This is a genomic window from Streptomyces sp. NBC_00859, assembly GCF_045161865.1.
Lineage (GTDB): Bacteria > Actinomycetota > Actinomycetes > Streptomycetales > Streptomycetaceae > Streptomyces.
In genome coordinates, this window is the sequence record NZ_CP108826.1 from 4,700,801 (window position 1) to 4,726,013 (window position 25,213).

Here is a 25,213-nt window from a genome sequence, read left to right on the forward strand (position 1 = left end):
ACGGACCGGCAGCAGCCCTTCGCGCTGCTGCCGGTCGCCGTGAACGTGCTGGACCTGCCCTGTTCTACTTCGCGGTCGCCCGGACGGAGACCGTCCCGCTTCCGGACGAGCTGACGTAGAACGTGTAGACCCCGTCCGCCGGAATCGCGTACGAGCTGATCAGCGCCTGCGAGGCGCCGGTGCCCTTCGTGGCGGTGTTCGGGACCACGTAGTCACCCGACGGATCGGCCAGCAGGTATCCGGCATCGTCCCCGGCGGGGAGGGTGCCATCGATGGAGACCTTCTGCCCTGCTGTGGCGTAGAAGGAGAAGTCCATGTCGCCACCTGCGTCGCTGGATACGGCGGGGCCGTTCAGCGTCATCACCGTGTCCGGCTCGGCGGTGCCGAGGTTGACGGTGAGAGTCCCGCCCTCTCCGGCGGAGTTGACCGACTGGATCTCGATGGCGGACGGCAGTTCCATGTACGGAAGCGTCACCGATCCTGATCCGCTGCTGACGATGTCATCCAGCAGGACGCCGTTCGTCCCGTAAATCTCGTACCCCTGAACGGCCGGGCCCGATGCCGGCGCGCTCCACGAGACAACCGCGTCCACCTGGTTCCCGGGGTTGGAGACCGACACGGAAGCGTTCGTCGGCGCCGAGGGTGTCCCCGAAGCCGCTGGTGCTGCCGCCTTGACGGGACGCTGGGCGGTCCGGGAGTCGGGGTCGGTCCCCGCGAGGGCCTGGGCGGCCTGGGTGGTGTACGGCGTCGGGTCCTTGGCGTCGCCCTTGTCCTGGTAGTTGAGGTGGCCGGTCATCGACGTGGTGAGGCCGAAGGGTTTGAAGCTGAAGAAGCCCTGACAGATCGGGTCGTCGCCGTGGCAGTAGGACAACACCTTCTGGGAGCTCGGGAACTCGGGCCTGGTCCTGCTGGCCGGGTGTGCCAGAGCTCCCCGGCGCCCAGGTGTGAAGTCGCCCCGCGCCGACTGTGAATCAGGGTTGAACAACGGGTCGCCGAAGAGAGCCACGCCTCCGATGTCGGCGAGTTGGGCAGACGTAAGGGCCTGATAGGCGTTCGCGGTGACCTGTGCTCCCTGGCTGTAGCCGGCCAGGATGATGGTCGTGGAGCTTCCGCACGCGCTCTCGATCGAATCGATCTCGTTGGTGAGAGCGATCTGTCCCATCTGTACGGAGTTGGTGTACGTACCCCATCCAAGGCTGGCGCTGACCGAGTTCGGTACGCCTGACGCGCCGGCCACGGCGATGGCAGGGTAGGGGTTGGCCCACTGCAGCGTGTTGGCCTCGCTCAGGCCCTTGGCGCTGATGAAGCTGTTGAGGAACGCCGATACCTGTTCGCCGTAGCCGTGGAATTCGGGGTCGTCGAAAAGCTGCCCGGAGCCGCGGCTGCCGAGTATGGCGTAGCTCTCGCAGTCGGTGGCGGACCGGTTCTTCGGTGCCTTCGATGATGACGCCGCCCCCTTGGCGGCGACGGCGTGGGAGGGGCCTGGTGCGGCGTCGGCGGTGGCTGTCTGCAGCGAAGCCATTCCCGTCAGGGACAGGAGTAATACCCCTGCTCCCAGCGCCCGTCTCGCGCGTATGCTCCCCGTATTCATGGCTCTCCTGGGTAGTTGGTCGGGTGAAAAGGGGCTGAGACAGCGCTATGTGGCGTTCACGTCGGCTGCATCAGCACGTTGGGGTGGGCCGCGTCTTCCGGCCGGTTGTCCCGCCGGGGCGCAGGATGCTCGCCTTCCAGGCGATGTTCTGCGCGGTGGCCGGCGCGCTCGGGGCACGGCAGGGGATCGTCATCACCGACCGGTTGGCTCCGGGCAGCGGCGTCACTGACTCCTACGCACAGCAGGTGGTGACGGTCCGGGCCGGGCGGCCGGATCAGGTGCTCGCCGCACTCGACGGCCGTGCGCGGGCCCTCGGTTACGTACGTGAGCCGCACGACCCAGGTCGACAAGGCCCTGCCGACCAGGTGACGCGTGACTGTTACCGGTACAAGAGGGTCAGGAACCTTCCGTATCTGGCCATCGGTCTCGCCTCTCCCGGAGAGCTGAACGGCTTCACGGTCCCGGAGGGTTCGGTCGGGTTCTTCCTGCACCTCCGGACCGGCTTCACCGGGTCGGAGGACGGCAGCAGCACTTCCGCTCAGCCGAACACCGCGACCAGAGCGCACCTGGCACAGTTGGGAGTCGACTTCGCGCGGCCTCCGGGCCGGCGGCGCTTCACGTGGTGGGGTGCCCGGCTGCTGACACAGGTCCGGCTGACGTGGACAGCGCGTCGCCTGGGCGTCCTCCGGGGGCGGCGGGTGGCCACATGGCTGGTCGGCGGCGAGTTCACCGGGCCGTGCACGCTCGGCGTCATGACCATTCGGCGCGGCGAACGCCAGCACGTTGTGGATGAGCTTCGCGAACGCGCGGGCGAGAAGGGCTACCGGTACGGCGTGGACGACGCCGCCACGCCCCGCACCCCGATGCTGAACCTGGCTGTCCATGGGCCTGGCGAGCAGATCGACGCCGGCGGCAGGAAAGTCCCGGAGGGGTCCGTCGCGGTCGTCGTCACGCTGACGGACGCGTAAGTCGTCACGACGACGGTTCCACAAGAGCTGACGGCCGCACAAGGCGCACCCGGAGCCGGCCCCCCGAAAACCTGCCACGACGAGCCTCCCCCCAGAAAGCGCCGTGCCACGCGCCGCGGTGTTCCTGTTCTGCGGCACGTTGCTGAAGGTGATGGTGTTTCACGTGTGACGCGTTGTCCAGAGGCAGGGCAGCTTTGGTTCGCGGAACCGTCCCCGCCGTTCATCCGAATCCGTCCGCTGCTCGCAGGAGTACCCGGAGTTGACTCCCTGGCGGACGCGGCCCCTCGGCCACCGGGCCTTCCCCGCGCCTGGCTCCCACCCATGGCCGCCGGACCGGGCCCTCACCCGAACCGGGCGCACAGGCCGGGGCCGAGTGGTCAAAAACGACCTGCTGGACGTTGATCCACATACCTACGCGTACTCGGATCGCACCTTCGACCGAGCGTTCCCGTTCGATTACAGTGCTGCGCAGTCGCAATCGAACGGACCGACGGGGAGGTGCCGGGTGAGCGCATCATCCACACCCCTCTGGGGCCGCACCGAACAGCAGGACTTCCGCAGCAGGGTGCGCGGCTGCCTGCTGGGCGGTGCGCTCGGCGACGCCCTGGGCGCGGGCGTCGCGGGGCTCGGCCTCGACGCGATACGCGAGACCCACGGCGCCGGCGGGCTGACCGACTACGCGGTCGTGTACGGCAGACGCGGCGCTGTCACGGCCGCGACCCAGCTCTCCCTCTTCACGGTCGACGGCCTGATAAGGGCGCAGGTCCGGCGGGACACGGGCGCCTGGCATCCGCCCACCGATGTGTACCGGGCCCATCTGCGCTGGGCGGCGACCCAGCGCGACTGGGGGCCCGACGAGCGCCGCAAGGACAACGGCTGGCTCGCCTGCGAGGAGTGGCTGTACACCCGCCGTGACCCCAGCAGGAGCTGTCTGATGGGTCTCGGCGACGAGGTGATGGGCACCCTGGACAAGCCCAGGAACCCGGAGGCGCGTGACGCGTCGGCCGTCAGCCGGTCCGCGCCGTTCGGGCTGCTCGTCGGATGGGAGCCGGGGCTTGTCTTCCAACTCGCCGTCGAATGCGCGGCGCAGACCCACGGTCACCCCACCGGCTACCTCAGTGCGGGGGCACACGCCGTCATCGTGCACGGGCTCGCACGCGGCGAGAGCCTCGACGCGGCGGTGCAGCACGCGCTCGGTCAGCTGACCCCGCGCCCCGGCCACCAGCCGGTCACCGACGCCCTCCAGCACGCGCTCGGCGCCGTGCGACAGGGGATGCCGAACCCGGCGCGTGTCGAGTCGCTCGGCGACGGTGAGCTGGCCGAGGACGCGCTCGCGATCGGCGTGTACTGCGCGCTGGTCGGCGAGGACGTACGCCACGGGCTCCGCCTCGCCGTGAACCACAGCGGCCCGTCGCAGGCCACCGGTGCGATCTGCGGCAGCCTGCTGGGCGCCCTGCACGGCGAGACCGCGCTGCCGCCGGGCTGGCTGGCGGAGCTGGAGGGGCGCTCCACGGTGCTGCAGCTCGCGGACGACTTCGCCATGGAGATGACCCAGGGCCCGGCGCTGCACAGCCCGGCGCTCACCACACCGGCCTGGCTCTCCCGCTACCCGAGGGGCTGACCGGACTGCGGTACACGGTGGGCCGCCCCCTTCCGCATTCCGGGGCGGCCCCACCGTGTACGCGCCTCCGGCGGCCCCCCGGCCGCCGGCGTGTCAGCCGTCCGCGCGGTCCCGTCCCAGGACCTTCCCGTCGGCCGGGGTGCCCTGCGCCGGCACGGCTGCGGCCGCAGCCGTGTCCGGTCCGTCGCCGTCCATGTTGACCATCGCGATGATCGCGTCGCGCTCCGGTGTGTCCTCGGGCTTGATGAAACCGATGAGGATGTAGAGCACCAGCGAGATCGCGAGCGGCAGGGAGACCTGCCACTCCAGGGCGACGTCCGTGTTGGCCGAGCCATCCAGGTGGTAGTTGGTGAAGTAGAACGCGAGCAGCCCGGCGGCCCAGCTGACCAGCGCCGCCGTCGGCCCGGACTTCCGGAACGAGCGCAGCAGGCCGAGCATGAACGGGATCGCGATCGGGCCCATCAGCCCGGCCACCCACTTGATGACGACCGAGATGATGTCCTTGAACGTGGGCGAGTTGATCTGGGTCGCCAGCGCCATCGACAGGGCGAGGAAGCCGAGCGTCGAGATCCGCGCCGCCAGCAGCCCGGTGCGGCTGCTCCACTCCCGTGCCGACCTGGACATGGCCGGAGCGATGTCCCGGGTGAAGACGGCGGATATGGCGTTGGCGTCCGACGAGCACATGGCCATCGTGTGCGAGAAGAAGCCGACGACGACCAGACCGAGCAGCCCGTGCGGCAGCAGCGACTCGGACATCAGCGCGTACGCGTCCGACGCGTCCGGCTTCTGCGCGTGCACCAGCAGCGGCGCGCACCACATGGGGAAGAAGAGGACGGCGGGCCAGATCAGCCAGAGCAGCGAGGAGAGCGTGGCCGAACGGGTCGCGGAGCGCGGGGAATCGGTGGCCATGTAGCGCTGGGCCTGGTTCCACATGCCGCCGTTGTACTCGAAGGTCTTGATGAAGAGATACGCCAGCAGGAACGTCATCGTGTACGGGCCGGCCGTCGGGTCGGTGTGGCCGCTGGGGAGCTTGTCCCAGACCGTCCACAGCGTGCTGAAGCCGTCGAGCTTGCCCATGGCGGCGACCAGCATCGCGACACCGGCTATGAGCTGGATGACGAACTGCCCCAGCTCGGTGAGCGCGTCGGCCCACAGGCCGCCGACCGTGCAGTAAATGGCGGTGATCACACCGGTGATGAAGATGCCCTGGGTGATGGTGATTCCGGTGAAGACGGCGAGCAGGGTGGAGATCGCCGCCCACTTGGCGCCGACGTCCACGATCTTCAGCAGCAGCCCGGACCAGGCCAGGGCCTGCTGGGTCTGGATGTTGTAGCGGTCCTTCAGGTATTCGAGCGGTGAGGCCACATGCAGCCTGGAGCGCAGCCGGTTGAGGCGGGGCGCGAAGAGCTTTGCGCCGATGCCGATGCCGATGGCGATCGGCAGCGACCAGGTGACCATGGATGTGAGGCCGTACTGGTACGAGATTCCGGCGTACCCGGTGAACATCACCGCGCTGTAGCCGGACATGTGGTGGGAGATGCCCGACAGCCACCACGGCATTCTGCCGCCGGCGGTGAAGAAGTCGCTCACGTCGTCCACACGCTTGTGGGACCAGAAGCCGATTGCGATCATCACGCCGAAGTAACCGATGAGCACGGTCCAGTCGAGACTGTTCATGTGCCCCCTCCAGGGGTCCGCCTGTACTGAGTTCATCTCGATGAACCTCGATGAACGGGAAACGCTTCGCCAGTACGTCGATCGGGCGGTGCCCCCGTGCGGGACCGGGGGACTTCACGGATTGAACCCTCTGTGCCAAGGGTCGGTCAAGGGTTCGACGATCACAAATATGAACGCAGATCAGTAAGCAGAACGATTTTACTCCCTCTTGACCCCGGGACTGGTTGCTCTCGGAGTGACGGGGGCCACACCATGAGCGGGCACTTCGCCAGAGACGGTCCTACGCAGCCAGGCGCAGCCGGATGCGGGCAGAACAGCAGGACCGCACGGGATGCGGGTCCCGTGCGGTCGGGAAGAGGAGGTCCGACTGAACCGTTCAGCGCATCAGTTCACCGGCGTTGACCAGCAGGGACTGGCCGGTGATGGCCCGGGAGCGGTCGGACGCCAGGAAGATCGCGGCGTCCGCCACGTCTCCGTCCGTGGCCAGCTCGGGCAGGGCCATCCGGTCCGTGAGCCGGCTCAGTACCTCCGCCTCGGGGACGCCCTCGGTGTGCGCGGTGAACTGGACGAAGGCCTGCACGGGAGGCCCCCACATCCAGCCGGGCAGCACGGTGTTCACCCGGATCCGGTGCGGCCCCAGCTCGCGCGCCATGGAGTACATGGCCGAGGTGAGTGCGCCCTTCGACGCCGCGTACGCCGCCTGGTGCACCTCTGACGGAGCGGCCACCGCCGACTGCGTCCCCACGATGACGACCGCGCCGCCCCGCTCCTTGAGTCCCGGCAGGCAGGCCCGCGTCATCCGGAGCGTGCCGAGCAGATTGACGTCGATGACGCCCTGCCAGGTCGAGAAGTCGGCGTCCTGGAGCCCGCCGAAGTAGCTGTCCCAGGCGGCGACATGAACCACCGCGTCGATCCCGCCGAACCGCTGGACTGCCAGTGCGGCGAGCGCGTCGCACTGCGACTCGTCGCCGATGTCGGTGGGCAGGTACGCGGTCCGGCCGCCGGCCGGGTCGATCTCGGCAGCGGACTTGGCGAGGTTCGATTCGGTGCGGGCTCCCAGCACGGCGTTGCCGCCGTCCCGCACCACGGCCGCCGCCACCTGGTGCCCCAGGCCGGCCCCGACGCCGGACACGACGACGGTCTTGCCCGCGAGCGCCGCGTCCCGCGCTTCTCCGGTACGGCCTTCCCCGGTACGGCTTTCCATGGTGGGGCCCTCCGCGCTCTGGCAGTTTTTCTGACGGGCCGTCAGAGTAGGTCCGTCCGGCGGTGGAGGGAAGAGGAAGGATGGGGTGCCGATGAGCGAGGAACCGCGCAGCGGCGGCGCAGGCGGTGGCGGCAAGGGCGTTGGTGGCACAGGTGACGGCGGCACGCGCGGCGAGGTGTACGGCGAGCTGGCTTCGGTCGGCCCGTACGGTGTGCGGCCGGGCCACGCGTTGATCACCATGGTGGAGCCGCATCCGGGGCACGAGTACGCGTACAACCGGTGGTACGAGGACGATCACTACTACGCGGGGGCGATGGCGATGCCCTGGATGTACGCGGGGCGCCGCTGGGTCGCCACCCGTGAACTGCGGGAGCTTCGGTACCCGGAGGAGTCGGCGGTCGCGCAGCCGGTGACCGCCGGGTGCTACATCACGACGTACTGGGTGACCGAAGGCCGTTACGACGAGCACATGAAGTGGACCGTCGGCATCAACAAACGGCTGAACCGCGACGGCCGCGTCCACCAGGGCCGTACGCATGTCTTCACGTCGTTCCAGGAGCATGAGGCGACGGTCTACCGGGACGGTGCGGCCGGGCCACGCGACTTCCACGCGCTGGACCACCCGTACGCCGGACTGGTCGTCGAGGTGATCGACACCGAAGGCCCTGAGCAGCGCGCCGAGTTGCTGGAGTGGCTGCGGGCGAAGCGCCTGCCGAAGCGGCTCGCGGGCGGGCCGGCCGCGATGGTGACGGTCTTCCGGCCCACGCCATTGCCGGGCGACCGCATGGCGTATGTGAAGCAGGTGGAAGGGGTGGACACCCGGCTCACGCTGCTCTGGTTCCTGGAGTGCGATCCGAGGGAGGTCTGGGATTCACGCTTCACCGGGCTCGACGGGGACCTGGTCGAGCACGGCCTGGGGCGGGTGGAGCTGGTGGCGCCCTTCATACCTACCGTGCCGGGTACCGACCGTTACGTCGACCTGCTGCGCTGACAGGGCGACCGGCCGGGATGACGGGCCGGGGCCGGTAGCCACTCAGGGCCGAGCCCCCTCGGCCGGGACGGCGATCCAGTCGAGAGGGCTCTTGTCCACGGTGGCGCTGATCATGGAACCGGGGGTCAGCCGAGACTGAATGTGCCCTGGCCAACTTCGCTCACGAAGCTGTTCCACGAGGTGGGGACAAAGGTGATCGACGGGCCGTCGGTGACTTTTGAGTCCCGCACGGCGATTGCCTGAGTAAGCGGTGACTTAACCTCGACGCAAGCACCGTTTCCCGTGGAATACGAAGACTTGGTCCAGGTCTCGGTCGCGCCCTGCTGAATTGCCATGTTTGCTCCGGTAAGCAGTGGTCGTGTGCGCCAACGTTCTCGGTGGCGTGATCGACGCTACTCGTGAACTCTCAGGTCTGAGACGGCCGTTCACTCGACCGGATGGCTTATGCCGGTACGGTCTTCCGCTCCGGGGCGGGTCAGGTGTACCGTGCCGACCCTGCGTACGGGAATCGGACATACATGGCTATTCAGTGCGCGTAGCCCTTCGCGATCTCCATAATGAACTGTCGCGTCTGATCCACGTTGAGGGCCTGGGCGCGCAAGTGCTCGTACATCACGCTGTACTTCTGCACATCGTGCGCTTTCTCCAGATAGAGGTCGCTGGTGACGCCCTCGATGTAGACGACGCTTGAGTCCGCGGTGTCCGGGAATTCCAGAATGGCGTACTGGCCATTGATGCCCGGGTGCGCTCCCACGGCGAACGGCAGTACCTGCACGGTGACGTGGGGGAGCTGCGACAGTTCGACGAGGTGTTCCAGCTGGCCGATCATCAGCTGCTTGTCGCCGATCACCCGGCGCAGCGCCGACTCGTCGATCACGACCCAGAGCCGCAGCGGGGACTCGTCGGCGCTGACCCGCTCCTGGCGGCGCAGCCGGACCTGGACCCGCTTCTCGATGTCGGTCACGGCGGTCTCCGGCAGTGCGCCGGCGATCAGGGCCTCCGCGTACTGCCGGGTCTGGAGCAGTCCCGGAACGACCTGCGGGTCGTACACGCGCAGGCTGGCCGCGTCGGTCTCCAGGCCGATGTAGACGCTGTACGGGATGTCGCCGAAGGCGTGCCACCAGCCCTGCTGGCGGGAGTCCTTGGCCATCTGCATCAGCGAGTCGACGATCCGGTGGTCCTCGACCTCGTACACGCCGCAGAGGTCGCGGACATCGCGCTGGCTGATGGAACGGCGGCCGTTCTCAAGGCGGCTGATCTTCGACTGGGAGACCAGCAGGCGCTCGGCGACCTCTTCGGCCGTCATGCCCTTGAGTTCACGGAGCCTGCGCAGCTCCTGCCCGAGTCGGCGTCGCCTGACAGTGGGGTTGACGTTGGACGCCACGGGAACTGCACCTCCGGCTTGACGTACTGAGCCCCACCGCAATGTGCCGGTAGGTCTTACTGCTCAGCAGATTGCCATCAATGCAACGCGTTGCGCTGGGAAATGGCCAGAGAGTGAGCGCGCGGGGCCGGCGACGTGCCGGCCCCGCGCGCTCGTGTTGCGGCTCCCGAACCGGGTCTGTGGGGACGTCGGTGCGGCGGTCCTGGTGGAGCGGTGATTCCAGCGCTCCGGTGTCCCGGGGTGCGCCGGAACTCCGATTGCCCTGAGATCTCTGTCGTGCCCTGTGGTGCTCTTCTGTGCTGGTGCTGCTCGTGATGCGGTGGTGACTGCTGGTGCGGTCGAGCTCATCCCTTGCGGCTGGGCTCAGTGCGCCGCCACGCGGGCCATGGGCCCGTGGTGCGACTGCATCGGCGCGGCATTGCCCGGTGCCGGTGCTGCACGGCGCGGCTGTGCCGCCACACCGTTCTGGACGTCCATGACCGCGTGCGCCACGAGACCGCCCATGGGGTCGTGTCTGATCAGGTCCCGGAGACGGGAGCGCGATGAACGCCCCTCGTTGCCGGGGTAGAGGTGCTTGCCGAGCCCCACTGCGTGAGCGAGCGCGGCGAGCGCCGCGGTCCGCGGGTCCGGCGGTACGCCGGTGCGGATCGCACTGTCCAGCCGGGCTCTGATGTCCCGGCTGATGGCTGTCTCCGTCGCTTGGTAGCGAGTCGTCGGCAGCACTCCGCACATCTGGCCCGCCACGGCATGCACCATGCCGCACCGCTCCAGATGAGCGAGATAAATCTGGCGGAGCCCCAGTCGGGGCCCGCCGATCCAGTGGACTGCCCGTACCGGGCTGCCGCGCCTGCGCAGCAGTTCCAGTGCGGAGTCCAGTGTCGGATCTCCTGTCGGCCGTGCCATCACCACGGCGATACGATCCCCGTCCGGGGCTATCCGTCCTGCCAGAGCCAGCTCTACTAGCTGGGCTCCGGCCAGGCCGAGGTCGAGCGACTGCGGCTGCGCTGTGGTACCCGTGGTCGGGTCCAGAGCGAGCAACAGAAGCTCTTCCGGAATCGTTCTGCGGCTCCTGCCCATCCATGCCTCCCCGCGTGGATGAGTGACAGGGTGACCCCTCTCACATTGGTCTGTCGAGAGCGCCTGGGTTTTTTGTACGTGAATCTAGATGTATGTCGTTCTTGTCCAGTGCAGCGGTTAAGCGCCCACACAGGACACTGGTAGATGGTTCGGACAGGCGGAATTCCCGCCGCGGCGTATCCAGGAGGCATCGGTGGCGGGCGAGTCCCCCGACAAGACGGAGCAGCGGAAGTCGTCAGAGGGAACGACTCCGGATACGAACGATCCGAGGCTTGCGGTCTTCCGCTCGGTACCGGATCCGGAGGCGAGCGCGGTGTCCGGGTCGCAGTCGGGCGACGCCCGGCTGCGTGAGGCGGTGGCCGCGTGGGTCGCGGGGGCGGACGAACCGTCCGGCCCGTCGGACGCGTCCGGTGCGTCGGGTACGTCCGGTGAGAGCGGCGGGAGCGGCACCCCGGACGTCGACGAGACCCGGGTACTGCCCGAGGGTGCTGCCGACACGCCCGAAACCGGCGGCGAGAACAGCGCGGCCCCGGAACCCGCTCAGGAGCCGGCACCGGCAGGCGAGGACGCGCGGGACGCCTCCTTGACCCCGTCCGCCTCCGGTGCGCCCAAGGGTGCTCCAGGCGCCCCGCAGGGCGCCGAGGCCGTCACGGGGGCTTCGGGCGGTGCGGGCGACCCCGCTGGAGCGGACGGCGAGGCGGCCTCTGACGAGGCGACAGGGGATTCTGCGGGCGAAGCGGATGCAGTGGGCGGAAGCGCCGCAGATGCGGGTGCGGGGGTAGACGCAGGCGCGGGCACGCTGGGTGCCGATGCCGATGCCGATGCCGATGCCGATGGCGGCTCCGGTGCGGACGAAGCCGAGGCCGAAGCGGAAGCCGGATCGGAGGCGGACAGGCCGGAGGTGAAGCCTGCTGCTGCCGCCGCCGAACCGGAAACCGGCGCCGGAAGTGACGACACGCCCGGCGCGGACGCCGAGACCAGTGACGCGGCGGAGGTCGGCAGCGGTACCGACGGCGACGACACGCCCGACGCCGAGCCGGCTGCTGCCTCGCCTGGCGTAGCGGGCGCAAATGCTGAAGCGAAGGCAGCCCAGGAAGGCGGCCCGAAAGCCGACCCCAAGGCCGACCCCAAGGCCGACCCCAAGGCCGATCCCAAGGCCGGTCCGGAGGAAGCCGACCAGAAGGGCATCGACCAGCCCACCGGTGTCTTCCGCGTCCCGTCCCGCCCGGTGGTCGACCAGCCCACCACCACGCTGAAGCGCAGCACCTTCGTGCCGCTGCGGCCCGACGACGTGCCCGGCGAGCGGAAGAAGAAGTCCGCCCCGGTCCCGTCGCCCGCCAAGCCGCCCAGCGGGATCCCGGCTGCCACCGGGGCCACAGGTGCCACCGCCGCGACCGGGTCCGCCGGGCCCGCGCAGCCCGGCATCGTCGAGCCGACCCGGCAGCAGCCGCTGCCGCCCAAGCCGCCGCTCGACCTGCTCGCCGAGCTGACCAATAAGCCGGCTCCGCCGGAGACTCCGGTGCGCACCGTCGTACGGCGGTTCAAGATCTGGACGCCGCTGGTCATCCTCGCGGTGATCATCTTTGCAGTCGTACAGGCGGTAAGGCCGCTTCCGGACCCGTCCCTCACGCTGACCGCCGCGCCGTCGTACTCCTTCGGCGGGTCCAAGGTCTCGCTGCCGTGGCCGAACGAGGGCCAGGGGCAGATCTCCGTGGCCGGTCTCGGCGCCGTGGACAGGTTCGGGGACGACAAGCCCGTGCCGATCGCGAGCATGGCCAAGTCGATGACGGCCTACCTGATCATGCAGAGCCATCCGATGAAGCCCGGTGCGAAGGGTGCCTCCATCCCGGTCGACGCCACGGCGGAGAAGGAGGGGCACTACGACACGAGCCACAACGAGTCGACGCTCAACACCATCAAGAAGGGCGACGTCCTCTCCGAGCAGGACGCCCTGAGCGCGATCATGGTCCCGTCGGCGAACAACGTCGCACGGCTGCTGTCCCGCTGGGACTCGGGCTCGGAAGCGGCGTTCGTGAAGAAGATGAACGACACCGCCAAGAAGCTCGGGATGACGCACACGAAGTACACCGACCCCTCGGGGCTGACCGCTTCCACCGTCAGCACGGCGTCCGACCAGGTGAAGCTCGGCGAGGAGCTCGTGAAGATCCCCGCGCTGATGGACATCACGAAGCAGCCGACCTGGAAGGACCCGTCGGGCAAGACCTGGAGCAACTACAACCGGCTCGTGCCCTACAACGGCACTCTCGGCATCAAGACCGGTTCCACCACCGACGCCGGCGCCAGCCTGCTCTTCGCCGCGAAGCAGCAGGTCGGCGGCACGACGCAGTACGTAGTCGGAGCGATCCTCTCGCAGCACAAGACGCCGATCATCGACACGGTGAACGCGGTGAGCAAGACAGCGCTACTCGCCACCCAGTCCGCTCTGACGTCGCGCGACGTGGTGAAGAAGGGGCAGGTCGTCGGGTACGTGGACGACGGGCTCGGCGGGCAGACCCCGGTCGTCGCGACCAAGGACTTCGAGGCGGCCGGATGGGCCGGTCTGAAGGTCGGAATCAAGATCGGTTCCAGTAAGGCGATTCCGCACTCGGCGAAGGCCGGGACGGTTGTCGGTCAGCTGACCGTCGGCTCCGGTCCGGGCAAGGTGAGTGCCCCGGTCGCCCTCCAGAAGGACCTCACGGAGCCCGGCTTCGGCGACAAGCTGACCCGCGTCGGCTGAGCACGCGGCCGGGCGCTCCAGGGTGCCCGGCCGCCCTCGCGACCGGCGGCGGCAGCCCGTTTCGTACGTGTTAGCGTCGCTGGGCAACTCTGGGCGCGGGGACTGCGTCCTCCTTCGCAGGAGAGCGAGCCTTGGTGACCACTGCAGACCCGATACGTGAAGACGAAGGAAGAGGCGGCCCCCGCAGCGGGGGCCGCCTCGGCCTGCTCTCACGAGGTGACGGGCCGGATCAGCAGCCACCGGGCCGGGTGCCGTGGTCCTGGCCGGCCGCCCACCCCGTCGCCACCGCGACGGCCGTGGCCGCCGTCGCACACATCCTCTGGTTCTTCTTCTTCGCCAACAGCGGCGGCGACCTCGCGGCACAGGACGCCTGGGCCGAGTTCGTCGGCCGCCACCCCGCGTCCGCGTACAACCTCGCCTGGTACGGCGGTATGCACCCCGTCTCGTACAGCGTGGTGTCGCCGTACCTGATGTCCGTACTCGGTGTCCGTACGACGATGATGATCGCCGGCACCGTCTCGGCCGCGCTGACCGCGCTGATCCTGGTGCGGCTGCGCGCCGTCCGCAATCCGCTGCTGTGCGCGCTCGCCGCCGACTTCGCGTTCCTCTGCAACGCGCTGTCGGGACGGGTCACGTTCGGCCTGGGCCTGATGTTCGCGGTGGGCGCGGTGGCGGCCGTCTTCTGCTGGCCGCACCGCTGGCGCGAGCGCCGCTGGGCGAAGGCCTGGGTCGCCGCTCCGCTCGCCGGGATCGCGACCGCCAGCAGTCCGGTGGCGGGGTTGTTCCTCGGAGTGGTCGCCGCGGCCCTCTTCCTCAACAAGCGGCGGCCCGGCGCCTATGCGCTGGGGCTCGCACCGGTCGCCGTGGTCGCGCTGTCCGCCTGGCTGTTCCCGTTCTCCGGCACCCAGCCGATGTCCGTCGGGACGGCCTCGCTCCCCCTCCTGTACGGGGTGTTCGTCCTCTTCCTGGTCCCCAAGAAGTGGCGGACGGTCCGTACGGGAGCTGCCGTCTATTCGCTGGGTGTCATCCTGACCTGGCTGATCGACTCGCAGATCGGCTCGAACGTCTCCCGGCTGCCGATGATCTTCGCCGGTGTGGTGCTGCTCGCGGCGCTTCCCTACACGGTGCCGAAGTCACGCAAGTGGTACGTGGTGGTGATCGCGTTCGTCGGGCTCAACGTGTGGATCGGCTTCAAGAGCGTCGACGACGTGGTGCGCACCGCCCCCGCCGCCTCCTGGACCCGTGAACTCGCCCCGCTGGTCAACGAACTCCAGAAGCACGGCGCGGCCAGGGGCCGGGTCGAGGTGGTCCCGGCCAAGAGCCACCGGGAGGCCTCCGCGCTCTCCCCGTACGTCAACCTCGCCCGCGGCTGGAACCGGCAGGCCGACATGGAGCGGAATCCCGTCTTCTACGACGACACGCTCGACTCGATCAGCTACCGGGCCTGGCTCTCGCGCTGGGCGGTGCGGTACGTCGTACTGCCCACGGGGGCGCCGGACACCGGCGCAGGCCAGGAGGAGAAGCTCGTCCAGGACGGGCTGCCCTATCTGAAGCGGCTCTGGGGCGACGACAACTGGCAGCTGTTCGCGGTCGACAGGCCAACTCCGATGGCCGACCCGCCGGGGACCGTCGACCGTGCGGAGGAGGGCGAGCTGACCGTCCGCGTGCGGAAGCCGGGCCGGGTGCTGATCCGGATTCCTTACTCGCCGTGGCTCGGCCTGGTCGACGGCAAGGGCAAGAGCGTGGAGCCGCCGCAGGAGACAGAGGCGTCGAAGGGACGCGGCGAAGGACAGCCGAAGGTCTTCTCCAACACGCACGGCTGCCTGGTGAAGACGGACAAGGACGCGGACGGCGACGAGTGGACGGAACTGGTCGCCCCGAAGGCCGGTGTCTACCGTCTGGCTTCGCCCTACCGGCTGCCCCGCGGGACGCCCTGCCCGGACGAGCTGAAGGACACGCAGCCCGCGGGCGGCCCGGCACACTGACACCGGAGCCCGGAGCCCGGAGCCCGGAGCCCGGAGCCCGGAGCCCGGAGCCCGGAGCCCGGAGCCCGGAGCCCGGAGCGCCGCCGCTCGGCCGGGTGCCCGGGAGCGAGCCGCCGTCGGCGTGCCGGGTGCGCCCGTGCCCTCAGGGTGCCGGGCGACCTCCGTGCCCTCAGGGTGCCGGGCGACCTCCGTGCCCTCAGGGTGCCGGACGACCTCCGTGCCCTCAGGGCCTGACTCCCTCTGCCGCTGTGTCCTCAGCGCGACCCGGCAGCCAGCAATGCCGTGTGCGGCAGGGCGAGTTCACCGCTCGCCGTGGTGAACTCCCGGGCCAGGACGTCGTACTCCCGCTTCACCCGGGCGCGTACGCCGTCCGTCAGCCCGCCCAGTACGTGTCCGATGGTGGCCACCCCGGCGACGGCCCCGGCCCACCAGACATCGGGGTCGACGAGGTGGTCCCAGACGACCGGCGCGCACTTCACGTCACGCAGCCCCGCCGCGCCCAGCAGCGCGCCGAAGCCCTCCTCGGTCCTGGGGAACTCGGCCTCCGCAGCCAGCCGCGGCAGCCCGCCCGGCCGCTCGACCCCGGCGGCCTCCACGGCCCGCCAGAGCAGCGCCTGCCCGGCGGCCGCGGACCCGCCCCAGATGGTGACGGCCACCCGGCCGCCGGGCCGCACCACCCGTCGCATCCCGTTCAGCGCGGCCCGCGGGTCGCCCACATGGTTGATGACGAAGTTCCCGACAACGGCCTCGAACTCGCCGTCGGAGAAGGGCAGCAGAGGGAGGGCCCCCTCCTGGAAAGCGGCCCCCGGCACCCGTGCGCGGGCCGTGTCGACCATGGTCCGGTCGGCGTCCACCCCGGTGACACGCGCCCCGCGGGCCACGGCGGCGGACGAGACGCTCCCGGTCCCGCACCCCACATCCAGCACGGAGGGGCCCCCGGCCTCAGGGCCGCCGGTGGCATCGGCGCCCAGGACACCCCCGACACCGGCCGCGTCCAGCACGTCCTCCACCGTATGCGCGCACAGAGCGGCGAAGCTGACTCCGTAGGCGGTCGCCCGCCCGGCCCACAACTGCCGTTCGTGCACATCGAATGCCGTGCTCACCCGCACATCGCCTCCGTACACATCCGCCGTGTCCACCTGTGTCCCACTTCCGTGCATCCTCCTTCGTGCGGTCACCCGGCCGCTCGAGACCCTAGTCACGTGCGGATGGGGCCGGCGTGAAGAGAACCCGGCGCCCGTATGCCTGCGGAGGGCCGGGCGGCCGCCCCCGGGTTCCTTCGCGCGCGGTCGGCCCGAGTGGCAGGATCTGCGTATGTGAGCAACGAACGCAGCACGTTCATGGCCATCGCCAGGACCGCCGCCCCGCTTTACGTGACGACACTCGCCGCATCCGCCGGTTCACTCGTCGACACCGTGCTCCTCGGCCGGCATGCCACCGCCTCGCTGGCCGCGTTCGCGGTGGCGGTGGCGGTCTTCGCACCCGCCACCGCCACGGTGGCGGGTGCGCTGCGCGGGGTGATGCCGTTCATCACGCCCCACCGTGACGACCCGGACGCGCTGCTGCCCCTGGTGCGCAGCGGTATGTGGCTGGCGTTCGCGGTGGGCGGTGTGTGCGCGGCAGCGGTCGCGGCGGTGCCTCTCATCGGCGGCCTGTGGGGTGTGCAGCCCGCGGTGCTCCACCAACTGGGCCCGCTGCCATGGATGCTGGCGGCCAGTGTGCTGCTCATCGCCGTGGGCAACTCGGCGACATCCGTTCTGGTGGCGCTTGGCCGGTCGGCGCAGGTGATGCGTTCCGGCCTGGTGGGCACCGCCGTATCGGTCACCCTCTCGGTCCTGCTGGTCGGCGGCCTCGGCCCGCTCCCGAGCTACGGGCTGACCGGCGCCGGCGTGGCCATGCTCGCGGCCGGCCTGATCAGCACCGGGCTCAACCAACTCGCCCTGCGCCGCGGGACCGTACTGACCGGCCGGTCGCTGCGGCCGGGCCTGCCGGACCCACGGCGCGTGCTGCGCCTGGCCGCTGTGGGCATCCCGCTGGGCGGAACGGTCCTGGTGAAGTTCTCGGTACTGGGCGTTCTGACGTTCGCCGCGGCCCGGATCAGTACCGACGCGGCAGCCGTGCACGGTGTCTCGGAGTCGCTGGTGAACGTCATCTTCACCGCGGCGGTCGCGGTGGGCCAGTCCACGGTCCCGCTGATCGCCGACTACGCGGCTCGGCGTGACCTCCGCAGTGTCCGCGGCAGTGTGGGTGCGGGCGTCCGGGTGGCGCTGAGCGCGGTCACGGTGCTGGGAGCGGCTCTGCTGGCACTGCGGGGCCCGGTGGTGGGCCTGTTCACCACGGACGCTTCGCTCAGCCACCAGGTGATGAGGCTGCTGCCGCTGGTCCTCGCGGTGGTGGTGGCGGACGCGCTGCAGGCGGTGGCGGGTTTCGCGCTGGTCGGCCTGAAACGGACCGGCCCGAGCCTGGTGTCGACTGCGGTGTGGTTCGGGGTGCTTGCCGTCCTGGCGGTCCCGGTGGGCGACACGTACGGCCTGACCGGCCTGTGGGCGGCGCTCGCCTGCGCGAACCTTCTCCAGGCGGGGACGAAGACATTTTCGTTCCTGCGCCACAGCCGCCGGATCGTGGGCGGAACGGATCGGACGGTGGTGGCAGGGCCCGCGGGTGGGACGACGACCGGGACGAGCACCGGCGCCGGCAGCGGTGCCACTTCCGGTGGCGGTGCCGCCGGCCCGGAGAGCCGCGGCGACCTGCTCTGAAGGGCGGCCCGAACGGATGCCCGCGCCGGTCGCCCGAGCGGCCGCGGCTCCCCGTCGCTCGTACGGGTGGCGGCAGCGAGTCCGCGGGACGCACCACGGCTGAAGCACAAGGGTGAGGGGATAGCCGAGGAGGGACCCCAGGGTGCTGAGAACGCCGCAATGCCCGCACTGCCGCGAATACCGCCTGCTGTGGAAGGACACCAGCACCACCGCTCCGAAGACGCCCGACCGATGGCGCTGGTACTGCACGGGCTGCCGGCAGGTGTGGGAGCCCACCGAGGACCACAAGCTGAGATACCGGGGAGCGCCGGCAGCGCCGGACTTCCGGCCGGCGGCCCGGTCCGGGATGCCAGGGAGCTGAGTCCGCTTCCCCGGATCATCGCGAGACCGTCCCCAACTGGCCACACTGCCGGTGGGTTTGCCCGGACGGGGCAAGGTCGCCGACGCGAGGCGGGACGATCACCTCCTGGAGGCACACTGCTGGTCAACGTGCGGGCGGCTGTGGCGAGTTACGTTCTGTGGTGGCAGGTCTGCCGCAGACGGAACCGACCGGGGTGCGGGCAATGCGAGGGGGGACGTCCATGCGTGACGGGGGAGGGGGCGGCGGGAGAGCCGTTCCGGGTGGCATCGCGGAAACTTCGCAGCCCGGAGGCATCCGCGAAACCGCTCGGGCAGGGCCCGGCGCGCGGCGACGGCTGGCGGGTCCGGCCGCTGTGGTGGCGGTCCTCGTCCTGCTGGCAGGAGGCTTCTGCTGGTTGTTCCGCGGCGAGTTGCTCCATCCGTTCGGCGACGGCCGCGCCTGTGGGGGCAGCGACACGGAGCTTCCGGCGGTGATCTCCGCCGGGGGAGCGCCGATCCCCGCTGACGCCTCGGAGATCCACTACGTGACCGGGGACGGCAGGGCTCAGGTGTCCTTCCGGAGCGATCGGATGCCCGGCTACCTGCACCGCACGGGACTCGTTCCGGAGGGAAAGCCCCTGCTGGACGGGGGCTTTGGCGGCGCGTACGCCCTCGGCGAGGGTGAGAGCGAGCTTCCCGAAGGGCTGTGCGGCCCGGCTCTCAGGGGGCCCGCGTGGAGTTATCGGACCGCGGGGCCCGGCCCGGTCGTGGATGTACTGGTGGAACGCAGTTCCCTCACCCACGACACCTTGCGTTCCCCGGCCCGCGTCGTCGTCTCCTTCGGGATCGGCTGAGGGGGCCTGGTGAGCGGGTCATGAGATCGCTGAAGGAACGCTGTTGTTCCCGGCGCGAAATGCAGGGCTGACGTGGCATGGTGTGCTCATGAACAAGCGATCCAGAAAGGACGATGCCGCGTAATCGGCCGTCCCGGCTCCGCCGTGTCAGTCGTCGCACAGGACGGCAACCGTACAGAACACCGGTACCGGGTCTGGCGCGTGGCTCCAGCGCCCTCGCAAGCGCGGTCACCGCCCTTGAACGCGACCGGCTCTGGCCAGGTGCGGTAGCCCAAGCACTCCGGCAATGGTCGAGAGCGGCCCGCGATCCCGGTTTCGCTCTCGCGGACGGGCGAGGCTGTCCCCTGTGTGACCCCTTCTCCATCACCGACGAACGCGCTGTCCTGGAACTTGCCCTCCATGCGCTGCCATCGCGGCCGGCGCGTGAGCTGCGAGACATGGTCCAACCACTCGACGCCCTCTACACCGCTACGACCTGGCCCGATTCCTCTGCGCCACCCGGCGGCCACTGGTGGGCCCGTCGGGGCCGCGGCTGACGTGCACCGTCATTCCCCGTGCTCGGGAGGCGGGCGACCGGTCGACTCCCGCAAGAGGCAGGGTGGGACCCGGGCCGACGCTAAAGACAGCCGACGCTAAAGACAGGGGGTGTGGGGTGGGGTGCTGCTGAACTGCTTTCGTACGGGCGGACGTTCGTCGTGCGGCTCATCCGTCTGCCCGCCCCGGGCCTGGGCCTGGTGGCTCTGGTCCTGGACCTGGACCTGAGCGAAGAGGCGCCGCGTGCCGGTGATGGCCAGGAGCCGTTCCAGGAAGGGCGGCGCGTTGTCCAGGTGGAGGCGGACCTGGTGTGCGGTGGCGTTGCGGTGGATCTGGATGAGGGTGGACAGGCCCATGGAGTCGCACAGCGTGAGGTGCGCGCAGTCCAGGTGCAGTTCGCGCAGCCGTGGATTCTCGGCCAGGCACGTGCCGGCCCGCCGGGTGAGTTCGGCGCAGGTGTCGTAGTCCAGTTCCCCGGTGAGCCGTAGATGCGCGGTGTCCGGCCCGGGTTCCACGGTGAGGGCGAAGGAGGGGCGGGGAAGAGTCATCCGAGAGCTCCGGGGTGTGGGCCGGTTGTGACGAGGGTGCTGTCCAGGGCGAGCCGTGCCTGGTCGAGCAGCCGGATGGATCGGGGGAAGTCCTTGAGCTCGGTCGCCAGGATGTCCAGGGCGGGGTGCAGGGACCGGGCGGGGACGTTGCGGGCGGTGAGGATGCCGGCGGTCCAGGTCATGAACGTGGTGAACAGGTCGTCGTCGTCGGTGTAGAGAGCGACGGCCAGGAACTCGACGATGTGCGCGATGTCCTCGGCGGTGCGCTCGCGTTGCTGCTCGCTGTAGGCGGCCATCGCCGGGAACCGCTCCTCCAGCTGGGTCAGGACCTGCTTGACGAGCTGTCCCTGGGAGCGTGTGACGAGGGTGTATTCCTGGTCGGTCAGGTGGGGCAGGTCGTCGATCTGCTGCCGCCCGCCGGCCACGCTGTGTACCGGGATCCCGTCCGTGAGCTGCTGGGCGGCGGAACGGGCGTCCGGGGCCCAGGCGTTGGCACCCAGCAGGCGTGCGTAGCGTCCGTCGGGTCCGAAGGCGGCCCCGCCCACCAGCACCGGAATGCCTATGGCCTGGCAGGCGGTGATCGCGGCATGGGCGGTCGGCAGCCGGGTGGGGAGGGAGGAGGAGAGCGCGACCGCGTCCGCGCCGCTGCTGTGGAGATGGGCGATGAGGTGCGGCGTCGGGACCTGGGCGCCGAGGAAGTCGACATGCCAGCCCCGCAGGGAGAGGACTTCGGTGAGGAGCCGGGCCGGGAGGGAGTGCCATTCCTGGTCGACACAGGCCACAGTGATCCGGCCGAGATGGGGCGCGGTGCGGGTGGCGGGGTGGTGGGCGAGGGCGGCGACGACGCGCTCGGCGATGGCGCTGGCGGCGTGCTCCTGGGCGACGGTGAGGCGGTTGGCCGCCCACTCGGTGCCGACCTTCCTCTGTACCGGTGCGATGACGTCGAGGAGCGCCGTCTCGGCATCCATTCCGCTGTCCAGCGCGGCGAACACGACACCCGCCGCACCGAATTCGTCACGGTCTGTCACAGCCGCCCACAGCTGGTCCCGCAGTGTGTGGATGTCGTGGGCACCGGTGGTCATCACGTTCATGCGGTGTACCTGCCCCGAGTGTGGCCGTTCACCGCACTCAGATGTGTGGTGCGGGGCGCGGTGATCGCCACGACCGCCATGTCGTCGTGGCTGCCGCCGTGGAGCCACTGGGAGGCGAGCATCTGGATCCGTTCGACGACTGCCTCGCTCGGCATGTCGGCGCATTCGGACAGAGCGCGCTTCAGACGCTGGTCGCCGTACATTTCGTCACCCAGGGGCCCTCCGCGGGCCTCGGTGATTCCGTCGGTGTAGAGCAGGCACGTCTCGCCCGGCTGGAGGACGGTTTCCACGGTGTGCGCTTCGGTGTCGGGCAGGGCGCCGATCAGGGTGCCGTACGTGGGGACCTCTTCGACGGTGCCGTCGGTCCGCACGATCAGCGGCGCGGGGTGGCCCGCCGATGTGAGACGGAGGCGGACCTGGCTGTCGGTGCGCCGGACCGAGGCCATGACCATGGTCGCGAAGCGGGTGTGGTGGGAGTTGAGGAGCGCTCCGTTGAGGAGCTGCAGCATCCGCTCGTGGTCGTCGGACATCGGGGTGAGCGCCTGAAGAGTGTTGCGGATCTTGCCGGTCAGGACGGCTGCGTCCAGACCTTTGCCGCAGACGTCGCCCAGCACCACGAGGGACGCGTCCGCGGCTGTGCTCCCGGGGTGGACGTCGTAGAAGTCGCCTCCGACTCTCTCCCTGGCCCCGGCGGCCTGGTAGCCGCCCGCGAACTCCACCCCGTTGACCCGGTGCAGCTCCGGCGGCAGCAGATCGCGCATCAGTGTGCTGGTGATGTCGCTCTGTTCCGCGTACAGCCGGGCGGCGGACAGGGCGGCACCGGCCCGCGCTGCGAACAGCCGGGCGAAGATCTCCTCGTTCTCGGTGAACCCGCTCTGCCCGGTGCGGCGGAGCAGGATCAGCGCCCCGGCAGGCACGCCGTGCCCAGGCAGCGGCGTCACGACGACCGATCCGATCGTCCCGGTGAACCCTTCCGGCAGGACCCACGCGGGCAGGGCAGTGGGGTCGATCCAGCGCGAGGGTACGGGTGGGAACCCCTGCAGCGCCTCACTCAGACCCGGCAGTTGCGACGGGTCGGCGTCGACCAGGCCGCGAGTGACGTCCTGGCCCGCCGTGGCGTGCGCGACGGGCAGCCTGCGGCCCGAGGAAGGGGCGACGACGACGGCTACGTCCGTGAGGTATTCGGCGGCAAGCTGGGCGGTGGCGAGCATGCACCTGTCGGTATTCAACGAAGCGAGCAGAACACTGGAGGCCTCCGCGAGGAACATGGTGCGCTCCCGCTCCTCGGCGAGCGCTTCTTCGGCGAGACGGCGGTCGGTGTCCTCGACGAGCCACCACACCACATTCCCGTTCTCGCTCCGGGTGGGATGCGCTTCGAAGCTCTGGGCGGCGATCCGTCCGGTGATCGACGGAAGTGCGCCGGCGCCCTGTGAGCCCTGGCCCGGCAGAGTGACCCGCCCGCTCGCGTCGTCGTGCCCCTGGGCAAGCCATCCCGGCACCGTCTCGGCCATGCTGGCTCCGGGCGTCACGCCCTCCAGCAGCAGGGAGGCGGCGGGATTCAGTTCCACGACGCTGCCTGCGGCGTCGGCCACGATCACGGGATACGGGGCCATGCCCCATATGGCGGGCGTCATTCCGGGCGTCGGTTGCTGCTCAGTTTTCGTAACGGTGATTCCCTTGGTGGAGGCCATGGAGGGGGCTCGCCTGTGGCGAACCGCACCACCTTCCAACTGGACGGAAGAACATTTACCTTCCGGCAACCATCCCGCAGTCGTGCTCGGGATAGCAACCCAACCGCGCGTACGGGTCCCCGAAGTCGGCGTGCGGGGCGCCCATTCCGGGGCGAACGCCCAGTTCCTTCACACAAAGAACACAAGTGAGGGCGTAAACGAAGGGCGCAAACGAAGGGCGCGAGGACCGGGGCTGGCGTCAGCCGGTGGCCGGCCGGCCGTGCCAGTCCAGGCATACGACCAGGCAGTCGTCCGTAGCAGGACCAGTGCCGCGGTGCCCCAGCAGCTCCTGCAGCATCGCCCTGGGCACCTGGGAAGCGGGCAGCAGCCGCGTGCTGGTGATCGCCCTGGCCAGGGCGTGAAGGCTGTACTTCTCGCCCGCGGGTGACAGCGCGTCGTACACACCGTCACTGATGAACAGCAGCCGGTCCCCGGGCTCGACCTCGAAATGCTGAGGTGTGTACGCGGTGTCCTCGAACATCCCCAGAGGCATCTGTGCCTCCAGCTCGATCGCCTCGACGTTCCCGGCGCGCAGCCGCCAGATGCGGGGTGAACCGGCGTCGATGATTTCGGCTTTGCCGGTGGGGAGGTGGAAGCGGAGCAGCAGGGTGGACAGGAACTGCTGCCCCTGGTGCCGGCCGTAGATGGCCTGGTCGGCCAGGAGAGCCTGGGCGGCAAGATCCAGGCCGGCGCGGCGGGCGTTGCGCAGGGCGTTGATGGCGAGATTGGTGAGCAGGGTGGCTTCGATGCCTTCGCCCATGCCGTTGCTGACCGTAAGGATCAGTTCGTCGGCGGACGCGGACCAGTCGAAGCTGTCGCCGAAGATCGCGTAGGCGGGTTCCAGCTGGGCGCCGAGGCTGTACTCCGGCCGGGCGCACGAACGCCCCGGCAGCAACTGCCACTGCATCTCCGCGGCCAGAGTCAGCCGCTCCGCCCGGCGGGCCTGCAGGAACAGATCGGTGTCGCGCTCCGCGACGACGATCTCGTGCGCCAGCGCACCGGCGCACTCCGCGAGATCCTCCAGCACCTCGGCGTCGACGTCGCTCCCGTCGACGGGCAGCTGAACCCTGAGCACGCCGAGCCGGTCCCCGCGGACGCTGACAGGCAGGTAGACCGTTACGGTGGATACGGCGGGGTCGTGCACCCAGTGCGGCTGCTGGGTGCTGAAGGTGCGTCCCGGAGCGGTGCCATGGACCGGCACCGGGTCATGGGTCTGCGGGAGAACCCCCACGGGCTGGAGTTGCGTCAGGGCGTAGTCGGCCATCAACAGCTCGACGGCGACCGCGCCGTGGCGCCGCTCGATCAGGGCCCGGACCACGTCGAAAACCTCATGAGGCGCGGCCTCACGCAGCAATCGCTCGACCGCGCTGGGTCTGTCCACCGGTTCCCGGCCTGCTTTCTTTGGCATATCTTCATCACGCGGCTGTTCACATCGACCAGCCGGCCGAGCACGAAATGCTCACACGGGAGTGTCACATGCGCGAGGACCCCATCGCCCTCCACCAGCAGGTGCCCGACACCCTTGAAGTCAGTCACGTTCTGGAGCTCCTGGAAATCGCCTGGGACCGCAGCCGTGACATCCTGAGCACAGCACCCGTCTCGGCCGCACAGACCCGTGTGATGTACATCATTGAGCACGAGCCCGGTATCAACCTGAGCGCTCTGCGCCATCACCTGTCGGTAGCCGCGCCCTCCGCCACGCGCATCTGCGACCGCCTCCAGGCCGCCGGCTTCCTCCGCAGGACCCCAAGGCCGGACAACCGCCGTGAGATGCAGCTGACACTCACCGAGGCCGGCACCGCACACCTGCACGAGATCCGACGCCGCCGCGAGCAAGCCCTCCGCCAGGTCATGAACCGCATGACACCCACCACACGCGATGCCCTGACCACCGGCCTCGCCGCCTTCTGCGAAGCCGTCACCGAACCGCTCCCGCACGCGGACGACCGGCTGGGCGACCAGTTCCACGAGAGCGCCTGAGGGGGCGAGCCCGCCCGGCGGACCCGGCGGGGCGCTGCGCCTGTGCTGTGCCACGGGCCCGCGGCGCCGAATGGAAGGCGTACGGTCACCGCTTCCCCGCCCGTCCCGACGAGGTCTCGGAGAGGACGCGCCGCGGACCGCTGATG

The 25,213-nt window shown here is 69.9% G+C and carries 19 protein-coding genes; 8 read left to right on the plus strand and 11 right to left on the minus strand.

Translation table 11 applies throughout. The features are described 5' to 3' along the window. Positions 1-64 precede the first annotated feature (64 nt). Positions 65-1,522 (minus strand): cutinase family protein, encoded by a 1,458-nt coding sequence (locus tag OG584_RS20520; RefSeq protein WP_405779827.1) that lies wholly within the window; start codon positions 1,520-1,522, stop codon positions 65-67. 194 nt (positions 1,523-1,716) lie between these two features. Between OG584_RS20520 and OG584_RS20525 the strand changes: the two genes are divergently transcribed. Together OG584_RS20525 and OG584_RS20530 are read left to right on the plus strand one after the other, a co-directional pair. Further along, positions 1,717-2,559 carry a hypothetical protein gene (locus tag OG584_RS20525; protein WP_405779829.1) on the plus strand — a complete coding sequence of 281 codons (843 nt, stop codon included), beginning with the start codon at positions 1,717-1,719 and terminating at the stop codon, positions 2,557-2,559. Positions 2,560-3,064: 505 nt separating this feature from the next. Continuing rightward, the gene (locus tag OG584_RS20530; protein ID WP_405779830.1) at positions 3,065-4,180 is read left to right on the plus strand and encodes an ADP-ribosylglycohydrolase family protein; all 1,116 of its coding nucleotides are present in this window, start codon (positions 3,065-3,067) and stop codon (positions 4,178-4,180) included. Positions 4,181-4,273: 93 nt separating this feature from the next. Here the strand turns inward: OG584_RS20530 and OG584_RS20535 are convergent, their stop codons facing one another. After that, the gene (locus OG584_RS20535; RefSeq protein ID WP_405779832.1) at positions 4,274-5,857 is read right to left on the minus strand and encodes a sodium:solute symporter family protein; all 1,584 of its coding nucleotides are present in this window, start codon (positions 5,855-5,857) and stop codon (positions 4,274-4,276) included. Positions 5,858-6,233: 376 nt separating this feature from the next. After that, positions 6,234-7,061: an SDR family oxidoreductase gene (locus tag OG584_RS20540; protein ID WP_405779833.1), complete on the minus strand. Its 828-nt coding sequence runs from the start codon at positions 7,059-7,061 to the stop codon at positions 6,234-6,236. A gap of 91 nt (positions 7,062-7,152) precedes the next feature. Here OG584_RS20540 and OG584_RS20545 point away from each other — a divergent pair, with 91 nt between their 5' ends. Then, positions 7,153-8,052 (plus strand): hypothetical protein, encoded by a 900-nt coding sequence (locus OG584_RS20545; protein ID WP_405779835.1) that lies wholly within the window; start codon positions 7,153-7,155, stop codon positions 8,050-8,052. Positions 8,053-8,177: 125 nt separating this feature from the next. On the opposite strand, the gene OG584_RS20550 is transcribed toward OG584_RS20545, so the two are convergent. The 3 genes from OG584_RS20550 to OG584_RS20560 form a co-directional block, all read right to left on the minus strand. Beyond that, positions 8,178-8,387 carry a DUF397 domain-containing protein gene (locus OG584_RS20550; RefSeq protein WP_405779837.1) on the minus strand — a complete coding sequence of 70 codons (210 nt, stop codon included), beginning with the start codon at positions 8,385-8,387 and terminating at the stop codon, positions 8,178-8,180. A 191-nt stretch (positions 8,388-8,578) separates the two neighbouring features. Continuing rightward, a complete protein-coding gene (locus tag OG584_RS20555) occupies positions 8,579-9,436 on the minus strand; it encodes a helix-turn-helix domain-containing protein (protein WP_405779839.1) in 858 nt (285 codons plus the stop codon). Positions 9,437-9,799: 363 nt separating this feature from the next. After that, complete coding sequence (locus OG584_RS20560) at positions 9,800-10,513, minus strand: GPP34 family phosphoprotein (RefSeq protein ID WP_405779841.1); 714 nt, start codon at positions 10,511-10,513, stop codon at positions 9,800-9,802. A 193-nt stretch (positions 10,514-10,706) separates the two neighbouring features. Between OG584_RS20560 and OG584_RS20565 the strand changes: the two genes are divergently transcribed. Continuing rightward, positions 10,707-13,250 (plus strand): D-alanyl-D-alanine carboxypeptidase, encoded by a 2,544-nt coding sequence (locus tag OG584_RS20565; protein WP_405779842.1) that lies wholly within the window; start codon positions 10,707-10,709, stop codon positions 13,248-13,250. A 134-nt stretch (positions 13,251-13,384) separates the two neighbouring features. Then, positions 13,385-15,235, plus strand: coding sequence for an MFS transporter (locus tag OG584_RS20570; RefSeq protein WP_405784192.1), 1,851 nt, complete (start codon positions 13,385-13,387; stop codon positions 15,233-15,235). A 254-nt stretch (positions 15,236-15,489) separates the two neighbouring features. Here the strand turns inward: OG584_RS20570 and OG584_RS20575 are convergent, their stop codons facing one another. Continuing rightward, positions 15,490-16,338, minus strand: coding sequence for a class I SAM-dependent methyltransferase (locus OG584_RS20575; RefSeq protein ID WP_405779844.1), 849 nt, complete (start codon positions 16,336-16,338; stop codon positions 15,490-15,492). 213 nt (positions 16,339-16,551) lie between these two features. On the opposite strand from OG584_RS20575, the gene OG584_RS20580 reads away from it, so the two are divergent. Both OG584_RS20580 and OG584_RS20585 read left to right on the plus strand, forming a co-directional pair. After that, entirely contained in the window at positions 16,552-17,991 is a 1,440-nt protein-coding gene (locus OG584_RS20580; protein ID WP_405779846.1) for an MATE family efflux transporter, read from the plus strand. Between the two features lie 581 nt (positions 17,992-18,572). Further along, positions 18,573-19,184, plus strand: coding sequence for a hypothetical protein (locus OG584_RS20585; RefSeq protein WP_405779848.1), 612 nt, complete (start codon positions 18,573-18,575; stop codon positions 19,182-19,184). Between the two features lie 632 nt (positions 19,185-19,816). Here the strand turns inward: OG584_RS20585 and OG584_RS20590 are convergent. The 4 genes from OG584_RS20590 to OG584_RS20605 form a co-directional block, all read right to left on the minus strand. Next, entirely contained in the window at positions 19,817-20,266 is a 450-nt protein-coding gene (locus tag OG584_RS20590; protein ID WP_405779850.1) for an STAS domain-containing protein, read from the minus strand. Further along, a complete protein-coding gene (locus OG584_RS20595) occupies positions 20,263-21,357 on the minus strand; it encodes a B12-binding domain-containing protein (protein WP_405779852.1) in 1,095 nt (364 codons plus the stop codon). The genes OG584_RS20590 and OG584_RS20595 overlap by 4 nt, the downstream gene beginning before the upstream one ends. Continuing rightward, entirely contained in the window at positions 21,354-23,048 is a 1,695-nt protein-coding gene (locus tag OG584_RS20600; RefSeq protein ID WP_405779854.1) for a PP2C family protein-serine/threonine phosphatase, read from the minus strand. The genes OG584_RS20595 and OG584_RS20600 overlap by 4 nt, the downstream gene beginning before the upstream one ends. 238 nt (positions 23,049-23,286) lie before the next feature. Further along, the gene (locus tag OG584_RS20605) at positions 23,287-24,468 is read right to left on the minus strand and encodes a PP2C family protein-serine/threonine phosphatase (protein ID WP_405779855.1); all 1,182 of its coding nucleotides are present in this window, start codon (positions 24,466-24,468) and stop codon (positions 23,287-23,289) included. A gap of 95 nt (positions 24,469-24,563) precedes the next feature. Here OG584_RS20605 and OG584_RS20610 point away from each other — a divergent pair, with 95 nt between their 5' ends. After that, on the plus strand, positions 24,564-25,067 hold the full coding sequence (locus OG584_RS20610) for a MarR family winged helix-turn-helix transcriptional regulator (RefSeq protein WP_405779856.1): 504 nt from the start codon (positions 24,564-24,566) through the stop codon (positions 25,065-25,067). The last annotated feature ends 146 nt before the right edge of the window (positions 25,068-25,213 follow it).